Consider the following 19,323-nt stretch of genomic DNA (forward strand, 5'->3'; position numbering starts at 1 on the left):
GCTTCTGGTGGTGCGAATATTGAATCTTCCCCAGGGCCTATGGGATCGATACCATGCCGCACATGACCGCGTCGCGCGTATCGGAGATTGCGCCCGGCATCTTCCGGGTAAGGGACATCTGCAACGTCTACGTGGTGCGCTCGCCGGAAGGGTCGGAGGGACCGGACGGCGTGACCGGCCGGGACGGCACCTCGGCCCCACGCACCGCCTTCGCCATCGACTTCGGCTCCGGTCTCGCGCTGGATCACCTGGCCGAGATGGGGATCGACCGGATCACCGACGTCCTGATGACCCACCATCACCGCGACCAGGGGCAGGGCCTGCCACTGGCGGTGGCCGCGGGCATCCGGATCCACGTGCCGCCGGTCGAGCGGGACCTGTTCGCCGACGTGGAGGGGATGTGGCAGGCGCGCACCCTCCACAACGACTACAACCTGCGGCAGGACAGGTTCTCGCTGTTGGAGTCGGTACCGGTGCACGACGTGGTGCCCGAGTACCGGCGCCGCACGTACGCCGGAACCACCGTCGAGGTGGTGCCCACGCCCGGACACACCACCGGGTCGGTGACCTACCTCGTCGAGCGCGACGGCCGTCGCCTCGCGTTCACCGGCGACCTGCTCTACGCCCCCGGAAAGGTCTGGTCGCTGGCCGCCACGCAGTGGTCGTACACCGACAACGAGGGCCCTGCGATGACGGTGCTGAGCTGCTACCAGCTCATGGAGCGCGACCTCGACCTGCTGCTGCCCTCGCATGGCGAGCCGATGGACGATCCCGAGGCGGCCCTGGGCCTGCTCGCCACCCGGATGGGCCAGTACGTCGACTCGCGCCGTCCGTACCCCTGGGACCTGCGGGACCGCCTGGACAACCCGTTCACCGCGCTCACCGAGCACCTGCTGCTGAACCGGACCAGCAACTCGTGCAGCTACGTCCTGCTGTCGGAGACGGGCGCGGCACTCGTGATCGACTACGGCTACGACATGACCACCGGCCTGCCCTCGGGCACCGACCGGGCGTCGCGCCGCCCCTGGCTGGCCTCCCTGCCAGCGCTGCGGCGCAACCACGGTGTCACGTCGATCGAGGTGGCCCTGCCGACCCACTACCACGACGACCACGTGGCCGGGATGAACCTGTTGCGGGACGTGGCGGGCACCGAGATCTGGGCGCCGGAGAACGTGGCCGGGATCCTCGAGGCGCCCATGGTCCAGGACCTGCCGTGCGTCTGGTACGACCCGATCCCGGTGGACCGGCGGCTCCCGCTGGGTGCGAGCTTCACCTGGCACGAGTACGAGATCATGGTCCACGAACTGCCCGGCCACACCCTCTACGCGGCGGCGTACGAGTTCGTGGTGGACGGGGTGACCGTGCTGGTGACCAGCGACCAGCAGGTCGGCTCGGGAGTGCGGGGCGGCCCCCGGGAGGTGCTGAACTACCAGTACCGCAACCGCTTCCGCATCGGCGACTACCAGGCAAGCGCCGCCCTGTTCCGTCGGGTCGGCCCGGGGCTGATGGTCTCCGGGCACTGGGCGCCGCGCTGGGTCACCGACGACTACCTGGAGCTGTTGACCGAGGCGGGCGACGAACTCGTCCGGATCCACCAGGACCTGCTGCCGCTGGACCAGGGCGAGGTGGTCGCGGACGGCGTACTCGCCCGAATTGCGCCGTACTACTCGCGGGCGCAGACTGGCACGGTCGCCCGCTTCGTCGTCAGCGTGAGCAACCCACGCCCCTCCGTCGAGAAAGCCGTGGTATGTCTTGTGCTGCCGGTAGGCTGGGTCGCTGTGCCGGACGTCGCGGCGATCTCGTTGCCCCCGCTCGGGCGGGGAGAGATAGAGGTCGAGGTGACGATGACAGGGCCGGCGCGACGACGGGCCCGGATGGCCGCCGATGTGAGCATCGGCGATCTCCACCTGGGCCAGCACGCGGAGGCACTGGTGGACGTGACAGAAGCTGGGTCGACGTGACGGAAGCGGGACGGGTGGCCGAATGAAGAGTGGGCTGACAGTGCCCGACGGGTTTCCTCCGGCACGTCGGCCTACCATCAGGGAGGTCGCCGAGACGGCGGGGGTGTCCCGGTCGACCGCCTCCCGCGCGTTGACCGGGCGCGGTTACGTCGCACCGGCCGTGCGGGATCGGGTCCGGGAGGTCGCCGGCAGGCTCGGCTATGTGGCCGACGCGACCGCCCGGCACCTGCGGCAGCAGGCCAGCCAGTCGATCGGTGTGCTGGTGTCGGATCTGAACAACCCGTTCTACGCCGGCCTCGCGGCAGGCATCGGCCAGCAGGCCCGCAAGCGGCAGTACACGATGATGCTGGCCGACGACGGCGGCTCCCCGGAGGTCGAGGCGGAGGCGGCCGAGGCGTTCGTGGCCCTGCGGGTGGCCGGGGTCATCGTCACTCCCGTGTCGGCAGAGATCAGCACCTACCTGGCGCGGCAGCGGATCCCGGTGGTGGAGGTGGACCGCCAGTTCTCGCTGGGCGCCTGCGACGCCGTCATGGTCGACAACGGCAGCGCCGCCCGGCAGGTCACCTCGCAACTGCTGGAACTCGGCCACCGGCGCATCGCGATGGTGATCGACGAGATGCACTGGACCACCGGCCGGGACCGCCTCGCCGGCTACCGGGCGGCGTTCGCGGCGGCCGGCGTGCCGTTCGACGACTCGCTGGTGGTCAGTGCCGGATGGGACGTGGACGCCGCCCGGATCGAGGCGCACAAGCTGCTCAGCCGGCCGGAGCCGCCGACCGCCGTATTCGCCGCCAACAACGTCCTGGCCGAGGCCGTGTGGCGGGCCGCGACCGAACTCAACCTCACCATCCCCGACCAGCTCAGCCTTGTGTCGTTCGACGACGTCTCCTGGATGAGCCTGGTCCAACCCGGCGTGACCGCCGTGGCGCAGGATCCGGTTGCCCTCGGCGAGGCCGCCGTCTCCCAACTCTTCGAGCGCATCCAGTCGCCGCAGGCGCCCGTGCGCACCGTGCTGCTCTCGGCCACGATCACCTCCCGCGGCTCGACGGCCCCGCCCCGCACGCGCTGACCGACCGCAGCGACGCGCTGGCCCGACCGCACCGGCGCGCACGGCCGCTCCGGTCCCCCCCGGACTGGGCGGCGGAGACGCGCCGCCGCACCCCGCCACGCGCCGCAGCACCACCCGGTTGCCCTCCCTTGACGATGTCCGGGCTCACTCATAGGCTCTGCCTGGGATCGATCCCATAGACCGCCGGCCTTCCGACGGCCGCCCCGGGGGACCCCGCGGGCATCCCGCTGCGCCACCCCCCGGGGCGGACCGAGAGGACTCCCATGACCGACCCTGACCCGTTCGCCTTGGCGCCCGCCGGCAGTCCGGGGCCGGTTCTGGCCCTCGACATCGGCGGCACGAAGCTGGCCGTGGGCGTCGTGACGGCCGACGGCTCCAGCCACGGCCTGGTGGTGGAGCCCACCCGCCGGGAGGACGGCTGGCGCGTCGTGACACGACGGCTCTTCGACATGGGCCACCGCGCCGTCGAACTCGCCGACGTCGGTCCCGTCCAGGCCGTGGGCATCGCCTGCGGCGGGCCGCTGGACGGGCCATCCGGCAGGCTGCTGTCCCCACCACACCTTCCCGGCTGGACCGACGTGCCCATCGGGCCGCTCGCGGCGGACGCCTTCGGGGTGCCGTTCGCGCTGCAGAACGACGCGACCGTCGGCGCCATCGCCGAATACCGGTTCGGCGCCGGCCGGGGCACCACCACCATGCTCTACCTGACCGTCTCGACCGGAGTCGGCGGCGGCGCCGTCATCAACGGCACCCCGTACCGCGGCGCCGCGGGCAACGGCGGGGAGTTCGGGCACCTGACCGTGCACCGGGGCGGACGGCGATGCGGCTGCGGACGACGAGGCTGCGTCGAGGCGTACGCCTCCGGCACGTCGATCGCCCAGCGCGCCCACGAGGCCCTGGCCGGTGGCGCGGCCTCGTCGATGTCGGCGCTGCCCACGGTGACCGCCGCGGACGTCTCGGCGGCGGCCGCCGCTGGCGACCCGCTGGCCGTGCGGGTGTGGACCGAGACCGTCGACCTGCTCGGCGCGGCGGTCACCGACCTCGTGAACGTGTTCGAACCCGACATGGTGGTGCTGGGCGGCGGCGTCACCCGGGCCGGAGCCATGCTGATCGACCCGGTCCGCGCCCTCGTGGCGCGGGAGGCCATGGCGCCGGCCGCCCGCGCCGCCCGCATAGCCCTGGCCGAACTCGGCGACCTGGTCTGCGTGGTGGGCGCCGGAGCCATCGGCCACGACCTGCTCGCCGAGGCCGCTCTGGCCGGCGGGCTGACCCGGAACCTGCGAGTGGAGCGAGCCCATGTCTGACTGGCTGACGACCCAACTGGACGAGCACGTGGCCGTCGCCGAGGCGACCACCACGCTGGCCGACGACATCCGTACGGTGGGCAGCCTCGTCTGCGACCGGCTCGCCCGCGGCGGCGTCGTCTACACCCTCGGCAACGGCGGCAGCGCCGCGGACGCCCAGCACCTCGCCGGCGAACTCATCGGCCACTACAAACGCGACCGCAGGCCACTGCCCGCGGTGACCCTGAGCACCGACGCCAGCGTGATGACCTGCATCGCCAACGACTACTCGTACGAGGACGTCTTCTCCCGGCAGGTGCGCGCGCTCGCCCGCCCGGACGACGTGGTCATCGCCTTCACCACCTCGGGGCGGTCCCCCAACGTCGTGGCGGCCCTCGCCGCCGGGCAGGCCGGCGGCGCCACGACCGTGCTGTTCGCCGGCGGCGACGGCGGTCCGGCCCGGATCCACGCCGACCACGCCCTGCTGGTGCCCAGCAAGAGCACCCAGCGGATCCAGGAGATGCACACCCTGATGTTGCACGTGATCAGCGAGATGGTCGACGCGTGGGCCGCCGGCGAGGAGCCCACGGCGTGACCGCGCCCGACCACCGCGACGACACCACCACCGCGACCCCGCCACCGCCAACGGAACCGCCCCGGCAGCGCACGGCGGCGGAGGCCACCACCGGACGCCCGGCGGCGCCGGTCGCCAACGCCCCCTCCGGCGACCAGCCGCCCGGCCTGCATCCCGCGCGCCGTCCGGCGGCGACGCCGCAACGCACCCTGCACATGATCGGCAACGCCCACCTCGATCCGGTCTGGCTGTGGCCGTGGCAGGAGGGCTACCAGGAGACCCGGGCCACCTTCTGGTCGGCGATCCACCGGATGGAGGAGTATCCGGACTTCGTGTTCACCTGCAACCAGGTGGTGCTGCTGAGCTGGGTGGAGGAGTCCGACCCCGAACTGTTCGCCCGGATCCGGCAACGGGTCGCCGAGGGCCGCTGGCAGATGGTCGGCGGCTGGTGGGTGGAGCCGGACTGCAACATGCCCTCGGGCGAGTCGTTCGTCCGGCAGGGCCTGTACGGCCAGCGCTACCTCAAGGAGAAGTTCGGGGTCACCGCCACGGTCGGCATGAACGTCGACCCGTTCGGGCACCACGGCATGCTGCCGCAGATCCTGCGCGGGCAGGGCATGCACGCGTACTGCTTCCTGCGGCCCGGCCCGCACGAGTCCAGTCTCACCGGCACCGCCTTCTGGTGGGAGTCGCCCGACGGTTCCCGCGTGCTCGCCTACCGGATCCCGTTCGAGTACTGCAGCCCACCCGGTGACGTGGCGGGGCAGACCGACAAGTCGCTCGGCGTGCTCGACCACGGCCTGGGCGACATGATGATCTACTTCGGTGTCGGGAACCACGGCGGCGGGCCCACCCGGGCCAACATCGAGTCCATCCACCGCTACGACCGGATGGGCTCGTTCGGCCGGATGGTCATCTCCTCGCCGGCCCGCTACTTCGACGAGTTCACCAGGAACCAGGGCGACGAAGGGCTGGCGAAGCTGCCGGTCTGGCGGGACGACCTGCAGATGCACGCCCCGGGCTGCTACTCGGCGCATTCCGGGATCAAGCTCTGGCAGCGCCGCGCGCAGGCCGCGATCCTGTCCGCGGAGCGGTGGGCGGTGCTCGGCTCGACGCTGTTCGGGCTGCACTACCCCACCGACGACCTCGGCCGGGCCTGGCGGCAGATCCTGTTCAACCAGTTCCACGACGTCCTGCCCGGCTCCGCGATCGAGAGCGCGTACGACGACGCCCGCGACCAGCTCGGCGAGGCGGTGGCGGTCGCCAAGCGGATCATCACGCGTACGCACAACGTGATCGCCCGGCACGTCGACATCCCACTGGTCGAGGGCACCCAGCCCGTCCTGGTCTTCAATCCCCATCCGTGGCCGGTGACGGCGCAGGTGGAACTCCAGTACGGCGCCCAGCCCACGGGGGTGCACGTGGTCGACGCCGACGACCGCGTGACGCTCGCCCAGCGGACCCAGTCGGTGGCCACCACCGACGACAAGGGACGCGGGGCGACGGTGTTCGAGGCGGTGCTGCCGCCACTGGGCTACCGGCTCTACCGGCTGCGGTCCGGCGCCGCGCCGACGGACACGCCGATGGGTGAGCGGCCCGCGGGCAACCTGCGGGCCACCGACACGGTCCTGGAGAACGACCTGCTCCGGGTGGAGGTCGACCCGGAGACCGGATGGCTGCGCGGGCTGCTCGACAAGCGGACCGGGGTGGACCTGCTGTCCGGCGCCCGGGGCGAGCACACCCAGATCTGCCAGGACCCGACGGACACGTGGGGCCACCGGGTCGTCTCGTACCGGTGGCCCGGGGCGCCCATGCGGACCAGCCGCGTCACCCTGCGCGAGGCGGGGCCGCTGCGCGCCCGGCTGCGGGTGGAGCGGGCATGGAACCGTTCCACGATGGTGGAGGAGTTCGTCCTCGGGCACCGCGACGACCACGTCGAGGTCCGGGTGACCCTCGACTGGCGGGAGCAGGCCCACCTGCTCAAGCTCTGCTTCCCGACGGCCGTGAGCGACCCGGTCGCCACCTACGAGATCCCGTTCGGGTCCATCGGGCAGCCGGTCGACGGCGGGGAGAACCCCGCACAGTCGTGGGTGGACGTCAGCGGCACCGTGGGCGGCCGGCCCGCCGGGCTCGCGGTGGTCAACAACGCCAAGCACGGGTACGACGTCTCGCCCGGCGATCCCGACGGGGACACCCCGAGCATCGGCATCACGGCCGTCCGCAGTCCCGTCTACTCCTGGCACGATCCGCGCCAGCTCGATCCGGACGGCTTCTACTCGTACCAGGACCAGGGGATCCAGTCCTTCCGCTACCTGCTCGTGCCGCACGGGGGCGACTGGCGGCAGGCCGGCCTGTTCCGGCGGGCGGCCGAGCTGGGCGGGCCGGTCCGGGCCATGCTGGAGAGCTTCCACCGGGGCCCGCTGCCCGCCCGGCAGAGCTACCTGTCCGACGGCGGTGACCAGGTGATGGTGACCGCCGTGAAGGGCCACGAGGACGGCGGCGACACCCCGGACCTGATCGTCCGGGCGGTGGAGACCACCGGCCGGCCCGCCCGGGCCCGGATCGAGCTGCCGGTGCTCGGACGGGTCATCGAGGCCGACTTCGGCCCCAGCCAGCTCCGCACCTTCCGGGTGCCGGTCGACGGGGGCGCCGTCCGGGAGGTCGACCTCATCGAGTGGGACCTCGCCGAGGCGTCGCCCGGGTCGGTCGCGGAGTCGGCGGTCCCGGCGGCACCGGGCGGGCGGCGCAGCACCGAGCCCGACCACGAGTCCTCCGACGCGACGATGCCGGCCGAGCGGCTGGCCCCGAACCAACGCCGCCGCGAGGGCGGCTGAGCCCCGGCGCGGGACCGTTCCGCCGCTGACCCGCCCCCCGCTGCGCGTCCGGGGCGGCTCAGCGGGGCGGGGCCAGGAGGGTGGGGTCGGCCAGCGCCTGCTCGCAGCCGAGCAGCAGCACCCCCACGCTCCACGCGTGCGACAGCGTCAGCAGCATGCCCTTCGGCTGGAAGCAGGCGGTCTGGTAGTACCGCTCGCTCACCATCCCCCGGTAGGCGTTGAAGTCGCCGTCGAAGCGCGCGACGAACTGGCGGAAACAGGCCAGCGCCTCGCGCGCGCGCTCGACGTAGTGCGGGTCGCCGCAGGCGGCGGAGAGTTCCGCGAACTCGGCCGTGCAGATCAGCCCGTACGCGTGCAGGTGCTGGTTGGAGGGCGAGGCGTTGTCGGCCCCCCGGGTCGCGAAGCGGTAGGTGTGCAGCAGGGTGCCGGCCGGAAACGTGGTGTTGTACGTGTACCGGAAGGTCAGCGTCCAGTCGGCGGCGCGGCGGGCGAGGTCCAGCCAGCGCCGCTCGGCGGTGCGGCGGTACAGCGCCAGGTACGCCATCACGGCGACGTAGCCGTCCTCCGAGGTGGGGGCCAGGTCCACGTCCTCCGGCGCACCGTGCAGGAACTCGCTCTCCACGAACGGCGCGTAGTACTCCCCGGCCCGGACGGCGGCGGCCAGGTACCCGCCCCCGGCACCGTCCGGCCCGTCCCAGCGGGTGGCCTCGGCCAGCGCGCCCACCCAGGCCAGTCCCGCGCAGCCGGTCCAGGAGAGCACCTCGCCGGTCAGCGCGTGATGGGTCGAGCCGAGGTTGCCGTCCGGCCGTTGCCGGGCGACGACCGCGTCGAGGTTGGAGCGGACCGCGTGGACCCACGCCGGCCGCGAGCCGCCCGGGGCGCCGTCGAGCTCCAGGGCCCGGACGAGGAACTGTGTCGCCTCGGCGAGGGTCCGCGAGTGCAGCGTGTGCGGCACCGGTGACCAGCTCTGCGACCAGCCCCGGTGGCGGTACCAGACGCCCCAGAAGGTGCCGGACGGGGACAGCTCGGCGCAGCAGAAGTCGATGACCCGTTCCGCGGCCGCGACGTCGGCCGTCGCGCCGACCCGCCGGCCGTGGGCCAGCAGGGCGTACGCCCACGGGATGCCGCTGACCCAGCCCACGTGCATGGCCTGCCGGTCCACGGGCAGCCCGTCCTGGCCGCTGATGCCCCGGTCGAACGCGACCGTCTCCAGCAGGACGCCGGGCTCGGCGTAGTGCCACCGGCGCAACCCCTCGGCGGCCAGCGCGCCGGCCTGCGTGACGTCGACCCAGGGGCGCAGCGGCGCGGCCGGGGCCAGGCGGGCGTGTTCCTCGCGCAGCACGGCCGCGTAGCCGTGCCGGTCCCGGTCCAGCGCGTAGACGGCGAGGTCCAGTTCCACCCGCTCGCCCGGACGCCAGGTGTACGTGCTGACCTCGGCGGGCCTCGGTGTCGCGGAACCGTCGTAGCTGACCGGCGCCTCCCGGAACGGAAACGTCAGGTGCAGGTGCCCGCGGCCCCGCTCGGCGTCGTGCCCGAACCCCAGCCCGGTCATGCCGAGGGCGGTGGTCTCGTCGGCGACCAGGGCGACGCCGCCCCCGCCGGCCCAGCCGAAGACCGCCGGGGTGGCCGCCCGGTCGGCCCGAAACTCCCAGTGGTCGCTCACCATGCGGGCGTGCTCGGCACCGCCGACCGCGAACCGGGGATACGCCCGCAGGCACTCCGCCGGCCGGTTCTCGCCGTAGAACGCGCCGGGCAGCAACCACCACGGCGCGTCGGGGTCGGCGACGAGGTCGACCCGGTACCGGATCCCCGCGTCCACCACCGCGTCGCCCCGGTACTCGACGGTCAGCCGGACGTTGCGTCGCCCGGTGGCCGACGGCGGCGCCCAGTCGAGGGTGGCCGTGAACGGCCCGTCGGCGGCCGGCTCGGCACGGCCGTCGGCCCAGACGACGTCGACCGTCCCGGGCGCCGAGCCGACCGTCTCACCGGCCACGTTGCACAGTGGCGTGGGGGCTGCGACCGCAGCTGGCAGGGGACCGGTCACCGTGACGTGCACATCCTTCGGCTATGGGATCGATACCACTATTGACCCGCCAAGATAGCGGAAGTACCCCTACTGGGCCAGGGATCGAACGGACGGAACGCATTGACACAAGCAAAAACCGTGTGGTTGCGTCTCTGGATTCGTTCCCACAAGCGGCCCGCCGCTCACTCCCCCGGGAGCTTCCCGATGCATCGCTCTCTGTCCAGCCTGACCCAACGGATCGACCGGGTTCTGCGCGAACGGTTGATCCCCGCGATCTACCGCGACGTCGAACCCGTGACCGTCGAGGCAGCCCACCTGCCCGGCGAGCCGGTGCCCGCCGACGTCGGGCTGGCGCTGCCCTACGCGCCGTTCGCCGTGGGCCAGTTCTGGGGCCCCGCCTGGAGCACCACCTGGTTCCGGTTCACCGGCGAGGTGCCCGAGCGGATACGCGGCGGGCGGGTCGAACTGATCGTCGATCTCGGCTTCGAGCGGGCCGGGCCCGGCTTCCGCTCGGAGGGCCTCGCGTACACGCCGGACGGCACGCCGATCAAGGGCATCGAGCCACGCACGGCGTACGTGCCGGTGGCGCGGGAGGCGACCGGCGGCGAGCAGGTCGAGGTGTACGTCGAGGCCGCGGCGAACCCACGCTTCGACGGCACCGTCACGCAGCTCGGTGACCGGGAGGCCGCCCCCGACACGCCGCTCTACCGGCTCGACCGGGCGGAACTGGCGCTGCGGGACGAGGAGGTGTACGCGCTCGTCCTGGACGTACAGGTGCTGCACCAGCTCGCCCTGGAGCTGGCCGTGACCGACCCGCGGCACCACGAGATCCGTCGCGCCCTGGAGCTGATGCTCGACGAGCTGGACCTCGGCGACCTCACCGGCAGCGCGCCCGCCGCCCGCAAACGGCTGGCCGGCGTCCTCGCCTCCCCGGCGGCGTCGAGCGCCCACCGGGTCACCGCCGTCGGCCACGCCCACATCGACTCGGCCTGGCTCTGGCCGGTACGCGAGACGATCCGCAAGTGCTCGCGCACCTTCTCGAACGTCGTGGCGCTCGCCGACGAATATCCCGAACTCGTCTTCGCCTGCTCCTCCGCCCAGCAGTACGCCTGGCTGCGCGAGCACCACCCGCAGGTGTACCGCCGCGTGGCGGAGAAGGTGACCAGCGGGCAGTTCCTGCCGGTCGGCGGCATGTGGGTGGAGTCCGACACCAACATGCCGGGCGGCGAGGCCCTGGTGCGCCAGTTCACCCAGGGCAAGCGGTTCTTCGCCGCCGAGTTCGGCATCGAACCACGCGAGGTCTGGCTGCCGGACTCGTTCGGCTACTCCGGATCCCTGCCGCAGCTCGCCCGCCTCGCCGGCTTCCGCTGGTTCCTCAGCCAGAAGATGTCCTGGAACCAGACCAACCGCTTCCCGCACCACACCTTCTGGTGGGAGGGCATCGACGGGAGCCGGGTCTTCACCCACTTCCCGCCGGCCGAGACGTACAGCTCGGAGCTGAGCGGGCGCGAGCTGGCGTTCGGGGTGGCCAACTTCACCGAGCACGGGCGCTCCACCGTGTCGCTGCTGCCGTTCGGCTACGGCAACGGCGGCGGTGGGCCCACCCGGGAGATGTTGGAGATCGCCCGCCGGGTCGCCGACCTCGAAGGCTCGCCCCGGCTGGCCATCCGCACCCCGGCCGAGTTCTTCGCCGAGGCGGAGCACGAGTACCCGGACGCGCCCGTGTGGAACGGCGAGATGTACCTCGAGTACCACCGGGGCACGTACACCAGCCAGTCGGCGATGAAGCGCGGCAACCGGCACACCGAGCACCTGCTGCGCGAGGCCGAGCTGTGGTGCGCCACCGCGGCGTCGCGGACCGGCCACGAGTACCCGTACGACGAGCTGGACGCCGTCTGGCAGGAGACCCTGCTGCTCCAGTTCCACGACATCCTGCCGGGCAGCTCGATCGCCTGGGTGCACCGCGAGGCCCGGCAGACGTACGCGAGACTGGCCGACCGGCTGGAGACGCTGATCGACGCGGCGCTCGCGGCGCTCACCGGCCCGGGGTCGGTGCCGCTGGTCGCCAACGCCGCGCCGCACGCGCGGCCCGGCGTGCCGGCGCTCGGGGTCGCGACGACCCGCGTGGACGGTGCCGGGCCCGACGGCGGCGCCCGGCAGGTGTCGGTGCGGACGGGCCCGGACGGCACGGTGCTGGACAACGGTCTGCTCCGGGTGCGCATCGCCGCCGACGGGACCGTCGCGGCCATCCGCGACCTGGTGGCCGACCGGGAGGTGCTGCCGGCCGGTGCCTCTGCCAACGTGCTGCAACTGCACCCGGACCTGCCGAACAAGTTCGACGCCTGGGACGTCGACGAGTTCTACCGCAACCGGCGCCACGACCTCACCGAGGTCACCGAGCTGACCGTCCAGGCCGACGATCCCCGGTGCGTGCGCGTGCGGATCAGCCGCAACGACCGGAACTCCGCGTACGTGCAGACGGTCTCCCTCGCCGCCGGGGAGCGGGTGCTGCGGTTCGAGACCGAGGTGGACTGGCACGAGCGGGAGACCTTCCTCAAGGTGGCCTTCCCCGTCGACGTCCAGGCCCCGCACTCCAGCTCGGAGATCCAGTTCGGGCACCTCCAGCGGCCCACCCACACCAACACCTCGTGGGACGCTGCGCGCTTCGAGATCTGCGCGCACCGGTGGCTGCACGTCGGCGAACCGGGATACGGCGTGGCGCTGGTCAACGACGGCACGTACGGCCACGACGTGACGCGCCGGCCGCCCGGTGACGCGCAGGGCGCGCAGCCGACCACCGTACGGCTGTCCCTGCTGCGCGGCCCCCGCTACCCCGACCCGGACACCGACCGGGGCGCGCACCGCTTCGGCTATGCGCTGGTCTGCGGGGCGGAGATCGAGGACGCGGTACGCGAGGGCTACCGGGCCAACCTGCCGGTCCGCCGCCGTACCGGCGGGCACCCGGTGGATCCGCTGATCGAGGTCAGCGACCCGGCCGTCGTGGTGGAGGCGGTGAAGCTGGCCGACGACCGCTCCGGCGACGTGATCGTCCGGCTGTACGAGTCGCTCGGCGGACGCGCCCGTGTCCGCCTGAGCGCCTCGTTCGCCCTCGCCGGGGCCCGGGTGGTCGACCTGCTGGAGCGGGCGGACGAATCGGTCGCCGCGCTGGCCCCGGTCACGGTCGGGGGCGAGGCCGTCGACCTCGCCCTGACGCCGTTCCAGGTGGTGACGCTCCGGCTGACGCCGGCGCGGGCCTGAGAGAGCGTGGTCACACCCGGGCGTGATCTTCGCTGAGTCCGTCAGCGAGGATCACGCCCGGTCTCCGGGGTCAGGACGGCGGTTCGGCGCGGCGCAGCGTCACGTCGGCGATCCCGTGGCCGGCGACGGTCACCGGACCACCGCCGGTCACCCCCGGGCCGGCCCACTCGACGGTGGCCGCCACCGGTTCGGCGCCGATGTTGCGCAGCCGTACCCGCACCGTCTGATCGCCGGCCGGCCGGACCTCGGCGAGCAGGCGGTCCGCCGGTTCCACCCGGAGCCCGCTGCCGCCCGCCACACCGACCGGCCCCGCGTACCGCCGCGCCTGCAACGGCTCCAGCAGGTTCCGGCCGTACACCCGGACCTGCTCGCGGGTCACCGGGCCGGAGCGCGCGGCGAACCGGTAGCGGTACCGCCGGGTGCCGTCCTGGCTCGCCTGGAAGTTGGTGAAGTGCAGGTTGTTCATCAGCCAGCTGTTCACCTGCCCACCGGCCACCGCGAGGGTCCGCGCCCACCGCCCGGTGTGGAAGCCGCCCACCTGCACGAGCGGCGCGTCGAAGCTGCCCCACAGGATGCCGTGGTCACGGTTGGTCACGCCGACCGCGTGCTGGACCGAGTGCCAGTCCCTGCTGGTGTCCGGGAGCTGTTCCGTCCCGGCCGTGTACACCGCGCCGGCGGTCTCCAGCAGGAACTCCGGGTCGGGCACCGCGAACGGGAACGCCACGAAGATGCTCTCCGGTTCCAGCCGCGCGGGCTTGACCAGGTGCACGTCGAGGTCCACGACGTCGGCGTCGCGGTAGAGCGTGAGCGTCACGGTGGCCGCCGGGAGATTCACCGGGGTGACCCGCCACGTGATGGTGGCCAGCTCGGCCGACTCGGCGATCGCCGGTTCGTCCTCGCCCCGGGCGACCAGCCGCTCGAAGTCCGGTCCCGGGAAGTCCGGATGGAAGTCCTTGGGCGAGCGCACCACCATCGGATGGTCGCAGCCGGTGGGGATCCTCTCGATCACCACGGCGCCGAGCCCGTGCGGCACGGCGGGGTCCACCAGCTCCCGGCCGTCGCGCCGGTCGACCAGGGACACCACGCCGCCGCGCGCCGGATCGACCACCACCCGGTACGGCCCCTTGGCGATCTCCCGGCCGGTCCGCGCCGTCGGCGCTCCGGGCGTCGGCAGCAGTGCCACACCGAAGGCCGGCGCCCGGGCGACCAGCCGCGCCCGGCGGGTGGTGTCCAGCTCGACCTCGACGGGCTCGGTCCGGTCCCGCTCGGTCGGGTTGACCACGAGGATCCCGTCGCCAGCGGCCGGCACGGGCGCCGCGCCGGCCGGGTCCACGCCGCTCGCCGCGAGCCGGAACATCCCCTCGACGGCCAGGTCACGCGCGAGGTCGTACGCCTGGTAGGCGAATCCGGCCTTGGCGTTCCAGTGCGAGTGGCTGAAGGTGGAGTGCGGCTTGGAGTACGTCTCCCAGGAGCCCCAGGTGTGCTCGCCGAACAGCAGCAGGTCCTCGTCCACCCTGGCCAGATCGGCGACCACCTCGGGTTCGTCGCGCAGCCGGGTCGGCCCGCGCCGGTAGCCGAGCACGTGGGCGAGCGCCGGTTCGCCGTCCCCCCTGAGCAGGGTCAGCCCGAGACTCGTCTGGGCCGCCCGGGCGAACGACCGGGCCTCCCGGTAGACGGCCACCTCCCGGGCCGTGGAGCCGTGGCCGTGCGACCACCAGTCCGACCACTCGCCGCGTACGACCGGCACGTCCGCCCGGCCGGCCTGTGGCTCCAGCAGGTCGAGGGCCTCGTCGATGGTCGCGGTGCGCATCGGCGGGTTGCCCGGCACGGCGTTCCAGTGCCGCACCACGTCGAGGAACAACGGCGTCGGCCAGCGGTTGTCGTTCGCCGCGTGGACCACCGCGACGTCGTACGGGTAGTCCGGGCGCGCCGCCAGCCGCTCGACGAAGGCCGCGATGTGGCGTTGCGCGGCGACCACGTCGCCGTCGACGATCCCCCACTCCTCGCCGATGCCGTAGTGCGTGGACAGCCACACGAACACCCGCTGGCCGCTGGGCCCCTCCCACCAGAACCCGGTCGGCTGCTCGTACGGTGCCCGGCCGTGGTCGGGGTTGAGCGCCATCACGAGCCGGGAGATTCCCGCCCGGCGCATCGCCTCGACGGTGCCCCAGGCGATGCCGTTGACGTCGCCGTGCTGTTCGGTGCGCACCGGCAGCCCGGCGGCCCGGAGCACCTGGACCGCGTCGTACGCCGCCCCGAACTCCGCATCGGACGGCAACTGGGTCATGTTGAGGTAGCCACCCGTCACGGCGATCCGGCCCTCGCGCACGAGACGCCGTAGTCGCGCCGCCCCGGCTTCGCCGGTCTCGGCAAGGTGGCGCAGCACCGGCCGGGCCACCTCGAACGTCCAGCGGAACTGGGCCGGGCCGGGTTCCGGGTCCACCTCGCAGAGCCGCAGCACCTCGGCGACGACGCGTCGGTGTTGCTCGTCCAGCAGCCGCGGGCTGTTGGTGTAGCCCACGTCGTGGTGGGTATGTCCGACAAGGAGGATCTGGCTGATGGTCGGCACTCTGGCCCCCGATTGTGGCATCGTTGTCACACCGGATCCAACTCCACTTTGGCCCTTCTGGCAACCCCAGCTTCGCCTCTGACCTGGGCCGACACCAAATGGAAACATTCCCCACTTGTGTCCGGTCTCACGTTCGGCTACGGTCCCGCCTGGTACGGATTCCATGCTGACTTCAGCCTCTTTAGGGCCGGTCCCGCCGGCCCCGCACGCCGTCGAAGGGACCCAGATGAGGAAAAGGCGAGCTGCCTTCATGGCCGCAGGCGTCGCCGCCGCACTTGTCGCGACCGCCGCCTGTGGATCGTCCGAAGGCGACAGCGGCGGCGAGGCCGCGAACTTCGACGCCAAGCCCACCGGGACCTTGAGCGCCTGGGGCTTCAACAACGCCGACGACGTCGGCAAGGCCCGGATCGAGTACGCGGCCAAGCAGCTCGACGGCGTCAAGATCGAGATGGACCAGACGGGCTTCGACGCGCAGAAGTTCACCACCCGCCAGGCCAGCGGCAACGTTCCCGACGTGGTGCAGATGGACCGTGAGCTGGTCCTCACCTACGCCGCCCAGGGCCTCATCCAGCCGCTCGACAAGTGCCTGGAGGTCAACAAGGTCACCAAGGACCGCTGGTACCCGGCGGTGGCCAACGACGTCACGTACAAGGGCCAGATGTGGGCGGTGCCGCAGTTCTACCAGCCGGCGGCGATCATCCTGAACAAGAAGGCCATGGACGCGGCGGGCGTGCAGGACGCCGACATCGACACGTCGAACCCCGACAAGCTGCTGACCGCCGTCGCGAAGATGTACAAGGCCAACGGTGGCGTGCCGACGACCCTCGGGTTCAACCCGCAGGCGACCGGCCAGATCAACCTCTGGCTCGTCGGCATGGGCGGCAAGCTCGCCGACGCGGACGGCAAGCCCACCCTGGACGACCCGAACAACGTGGCCGCGCTCGAACTGCTCAAGAAGATCGTGGACGCGCAGGGCGGGTTCGCCAAGTACAAGAGCTTCACCGACTCGTTCGACATGTTCGGCGAGAAGAACCAGTTCGTCCAGAACCAGGTCGGGGCGGAGGTGGACGCCCAGTGGTACCCCAACGTCCTCTCGCCGTACAAGGACAAGATCAAGCTGGGCGCCGTGCCGTTCAAGGGCAAGGACGGCAACCCGGTCACCCAGGCCGGCGGCACCTCGTTCGTGATCCCCGCCCAGGCCAAGAACCCCTCGGCCGCCTGCAAGTGGGCGCTCGCGCTGACCGAGGAGGGCTCCTGGAACGCCGCCGCCGAGGCGCGGGCCAAGACGGTGGAGGAGAAGAAGTCCATCAACACCGGCCTGTTCACCGGGTCGCCGGTGTCCGACAAGGCCATTCGGGAGAAGTACGTCAAGCCCAGCGGTGACGCCGGCTTCGACCAGGTGATCAGCACCTACTACGAGGTCGCGGACGCCGGCAAGAGCGTGGGAGCGTCGCCGGCCGGCCAGCAGATCAAGCAGGAACTGCTGAACGCCGTCACCGCGACCCTGCTCGGCAGCAAGCCCGCCCAGCAGGCGCTCGCCGACGCCCAGACGGCATCGATGAACGCGTACAAGACCGTTACCGGCGGCTGACCGCCAGCAACGTTCCTCGTGGGCGTGGCGGGCCTCGCATGGCGCGGGAGCCCGCCACGCCGCATTGTGGAGATCTTGCGATCCACCCCCCGGGAATCTCCGGCACCCGGCACACCATGGAGGCGTTGGATGACAAGTACCACCGTCGCACCCTCCGGCGACGGCACTCGCGACAGCAGCAGGAAACGGCCGGGCCGGGGAAGGAAGTACAACCGCCGGGAGGCGCTGGCCGGGTACCTCTTCATCTCACCGTGGATCATCGGCTTCCTCGTCTTCACCGCCGGATCGATGATCTACAGCCTGGTCATCTCGTTCAGCAAGTACAACCTGGCGACGAACGTCATCCGGCCGACCGGGACCAGCAACTACGAGGCGCTGCTGGAGAACCCGAAGGTCGCCAAGTCGCTGGCGAACACCCTGTTCTACGCCGTACTGGCCGTACCCCTGGAGATCTGCTTCGCGCTGCTGCTGGCGGTGCTGCTCAACCGGGTCGGCCGCGGCGCCGGCTTCTTCCGCACGGTCTACTACCTGCCGAAGATGACCCCTGCGGTGGCCACGGCATCGATCTTCTTCCTGCTACTCAACGGCAACACCGGCGCCATCAACCAGGGCCTGCGCCTGATCGGCATCGAGGGCCCGCAGTGGCTGGTCGACCCGACGTGGGTCAAGCCGTCGATCGTGCTCATGGCCCTCTGGACGGTCAGCGGCACGATGGTCATCTTCCTGGCCGCGCTGAAGAACGTGCCGCGTGACCTGTACGAGGTCGCCTCGCTCGACGGGGCAAGCCCCGTCCGCCAGTTCTTCTCCATCACCCTGCCGATGATCTCCGGGGCGCTGTTCTTCAACGTCATCATCCTGACCATCGCGGCGTTCCAGATCTTCGACCAGGCGTACCTGCTGTTCTGGCGGGACCAGAACAATCCAGCGCCGGAGGCGTCGCTGTTCTACGCGGTCTACCTGTTCCAGGAGGCGTTCCGGCAGTTCAACTTCGGGTTCGCGGCGGCGATGGCCTGGCTGCTCTTCGTCATCCTGATGATCCTGACCTTCATCCAGGTCAAGGTCGGCAACCGCTTCGTGTACTACGAGGGAGAGCGGTCGTGACGACAATCGGCCCCAGCACCGCACCCACCGCGGCCCCCGCCCTGGCCCAGGCCGTGGACGCCGCGCCCCCCGGAGGCCAACGGGAGCCGGGGCGCCGACCCACGAGATGGACGATCGGGCGGGTACTGCTCACCCTCCTGCTCGTCGGGTTCGCCGCGTTGTTCCTGTATCCCCTCGTCTGGCTGGTCGCGGCCAGCCTCAAGCCGGCCAGCCAGGTGTTCGACAACTCGTTGATCCCCAAGACCTGGCGGTGGGACAACTACGTCCAGGTCTGGAGCGAGCTGCCGCTGCTGCACTGGGTGTTCAACAGCGTGGCGATCGCACTGCTCGCCGCGGTAACGGTCGCCATCTCCAGCTCGATGGTGGCCTTCGGGTTCGCCTACTTCCGCTTCCCCGGCCGCAACATCCTGTTCGGGCTGGTCCTGGGCACGATGATGCTGCCCGGCGCGGTCACGATGATCCCGATGTACCTGATCTGGAAGGAGACGGGTCTCCTCGGCACCTGGGTGCCGCTGTTCGGGGCCAACCTGTTCGGCTCGGCGTTCTACATCTTCCTGCAACGGCAGTTCTACCTGAGCCTGCCCCGGGAACTGTTCGAGGCGGCCCGGATCGACGGAGCCAGCTACTGGCAGCTGTTCTGGAAGATCGCCATGCCGCTGTCCATCCCGTCGTTCGTCATCGTCCTGCTGTTCGAGTTCCAGGCGGCGTGGAACAACTTCCAGGGCGCGCTGATCTATCTCAACGGGGAGTCGATGGAGGACTTCACCGCTCCCCTCGGCATCGCGTACGCCATGACGAAGTACAGCCCCACGGCTGGCGGACAGGGCGACTACCAGTACGTCATGGTCGCCTCGCTGCTCGTCACGCTACCCATGCTGCTGCTGTTCAGCTTCGGCCAGCGGTACTTCATCGAAGGCGTCGCTACCCAGGGCCGTAAGGGCTGACCTCCGAAACGCGGCTTTGGGCTCGGCGTGAAACCGGGCCCAAAGCCGCGCTTCCCCGCCGGGGTGAAATCGCCGCAAGCCGCTGAAGCAGAAGAAGCCGCTCGCCACCACGG

Annotated in this window: 11 protein-coding genes and 1 pseudogene; 10 read left to right on the top strand and 2 right to left on the bottom strand. The window is 71.6% G+C overall.

The window, feature by feature from the left end; genetic code table 11:
• Positions 1 to 62 precede the first annotated feature (62 nt).
• The 6 genes and pseudogenes from EV374_RS11105 to EV374_RS11125 all read left to right on the top strand — a co-directional run bounded on the left by EV374_RS11105 (position 63) and on the right by EV374_RS11125 (position 7,721).
• Positions 63 to 1,961 (top strand): MBL fold metallo-hydrolase, encoded by a 1,899-nt coding sequence (locus tag EV374_RS11105; protein ID WP_132234262.1) that lies wholly within the window; start codon positions 63 to 65, stop codon positions 1,959 to 1,961.
• A gap of 22 nt (positions 1,962 to 1,983) precedes the next feature.
• A pseudogene (locus EV374_RS32920) lies at positions 1,984 to 2,154 on the top strand (LacI family DNA-binding transcriptional regulator); the annotation flags it as partial.
• Positions 2,155 to 2,163: 9 nt separating this feature from the next.
• A complete protein-coding gene (locus EV374_RS11110) occupies positions 2,164 to 3,030 on the top strand; it encodes a substrate-binding domain-containing protein (protein WP_207914097.1) in 867 nt (288 codons plus the stop codon).
• Positions 3,031 to 3,293: 263 nt separating this feature from the next.
• Positions 3,294 to 4,334 (top strand): ROK family protein, encoded by a 1,041-nt coding sequence (locus tag EV374_RS11115; RefSeq protein ID WP_132234266.1) that lies wholly within the window; start codon positions 3,294 to 3,296, stop codon positions 4,332 to 4,334.
• On the top strand, positions 4,327 to 4,908 hold the full coding sequence (locus EV374_RS11120) for an SIS domain-containing protein (protein ID WP_132234268.1): 582 nt from the start codon (positions 4,327 to 4,329) through the stop codon (positions 4,906 to 4,908). The genes EV374_RS11115 and EV374_RS11120 overlap by 8 nt, the downstream gene beginning before the upstream one ends.
• On the top strand, positions 4,905 to 7,721 hold the full coding sequence (locus tag EV374_RS11125) for an alpha-mannosidase (RefSeq protein WP_207914034.1): 2,817 nt from the start codon (positions 4,905 to 4,907) through the stop codon (positions 7,719 to 7,721). Before EV374_RS11120 ends, EV374_RS11125 begins: the two co-directional genes overlap by 4 nt.
• A gap of 58 nt (positions 7,722 to 7,779) precedes the next feature.
• On the opposite strand, the gene EV374_RS11130 is transcribed toward EV374_RS11125, so the two are convergent.
• A complete protein-coding gene (locus tag EV374_RS11130; protein ID WP_207914036.1) occupies positions 7,780 to 9,714 on the bottom strand; it encodes a YyaL domain-containing protein in 1,935 nt (644 codons plus the stop codon).
• 237 nt (positions 9,715 to 9,951) lie between these two features.
• Between EV374_RS11130 and EV374_RS11135 the strand changes: the two genes are divergently transcribed.
• Positions 9,952 to 13,005 (top strand): glycoside hydrolase family 38 N-terminal domain-containing protein, encoded by a 3,054-nt coding sequence (locus tag EV374_RS11135; RefSeq protein WP_132234272.1) that lies wholly within the window; start codon positions 9,952 to 9,954, stop codon positions 13,003 to 13,005.
• Positions 13,006 to 13,075: 70 nt separating this feature from the next.
• On the opposite strand, the gene EV374_RS11140 is transcribed toward EV374_RS11135, so the two are convergent.
• Positions 13,076 to 15,826: a glycoside hydrolase family 38 N-terminal domain-containing protein gene (locus EV374_RS11140; protein ID WP_486485697.1), complete on the bottom strand. Its 2,751-nt coding sequence runs from the start codon at positions 15,824 to 15,826 to the stop codon at positions 13,076 to 13,078.
• Between EV374_RS11140 and EV374_RS11145 the strand changes: the two genes are divergently transcribed.
• From EV374_RS11145 to EV374_RS11155, 3 genes are all read left to right on the top strand, one after another.
• Positions 15,825 to 17,165 carry a type 2 periplasmic-binding domain-containing protein gene (locus EV374_RS11145; RefSeq protein WP_207914044.1) on the top strand — a complete coding sequence of 447 codons (1,341 nt, stop codon included), beginning with the start codon at positions 15,825 to 15,827 and terminating at the stop codon, positions 17,163 to 17,165. The genes EV374_RS11140 and EV374_RS11145 overlap by 2 nt on opposite strands.
• A 129-nt stretch (positions 17,166 to 17,294) precedes the next feature.
• On the top strand, positions 17,295 to 18,266 hold the full coding sequence (locus tag EV374_RS11150; protein WP_132234278.1) for a carbohydrate ABC transporter permease: 972 nt from the start codon (positions 17,295 to 17,297) through the stop codon (positions 18,264 to 18,266).
• Complete coding sequence (locus EV374_RS11155) at positions 18,263 to 19,210, top strand: carbohydrate ABC transporter permease (protein ID WP_132234280.1); 948 nt, start codon at positions 18,263 to 18,265, stop codon at positions 19,208 to 19,210. The genes EV374_RS11150 and EV374_RS11155 overlap by 4 nt, the downstream gene beginning before the upstream one ends.
• Positions 19,211 to 19,323: the final 113 nt, after the last annotated feature.

The organism is Micromonospora sp. CNZ303 (assembly GCF_004345505.1).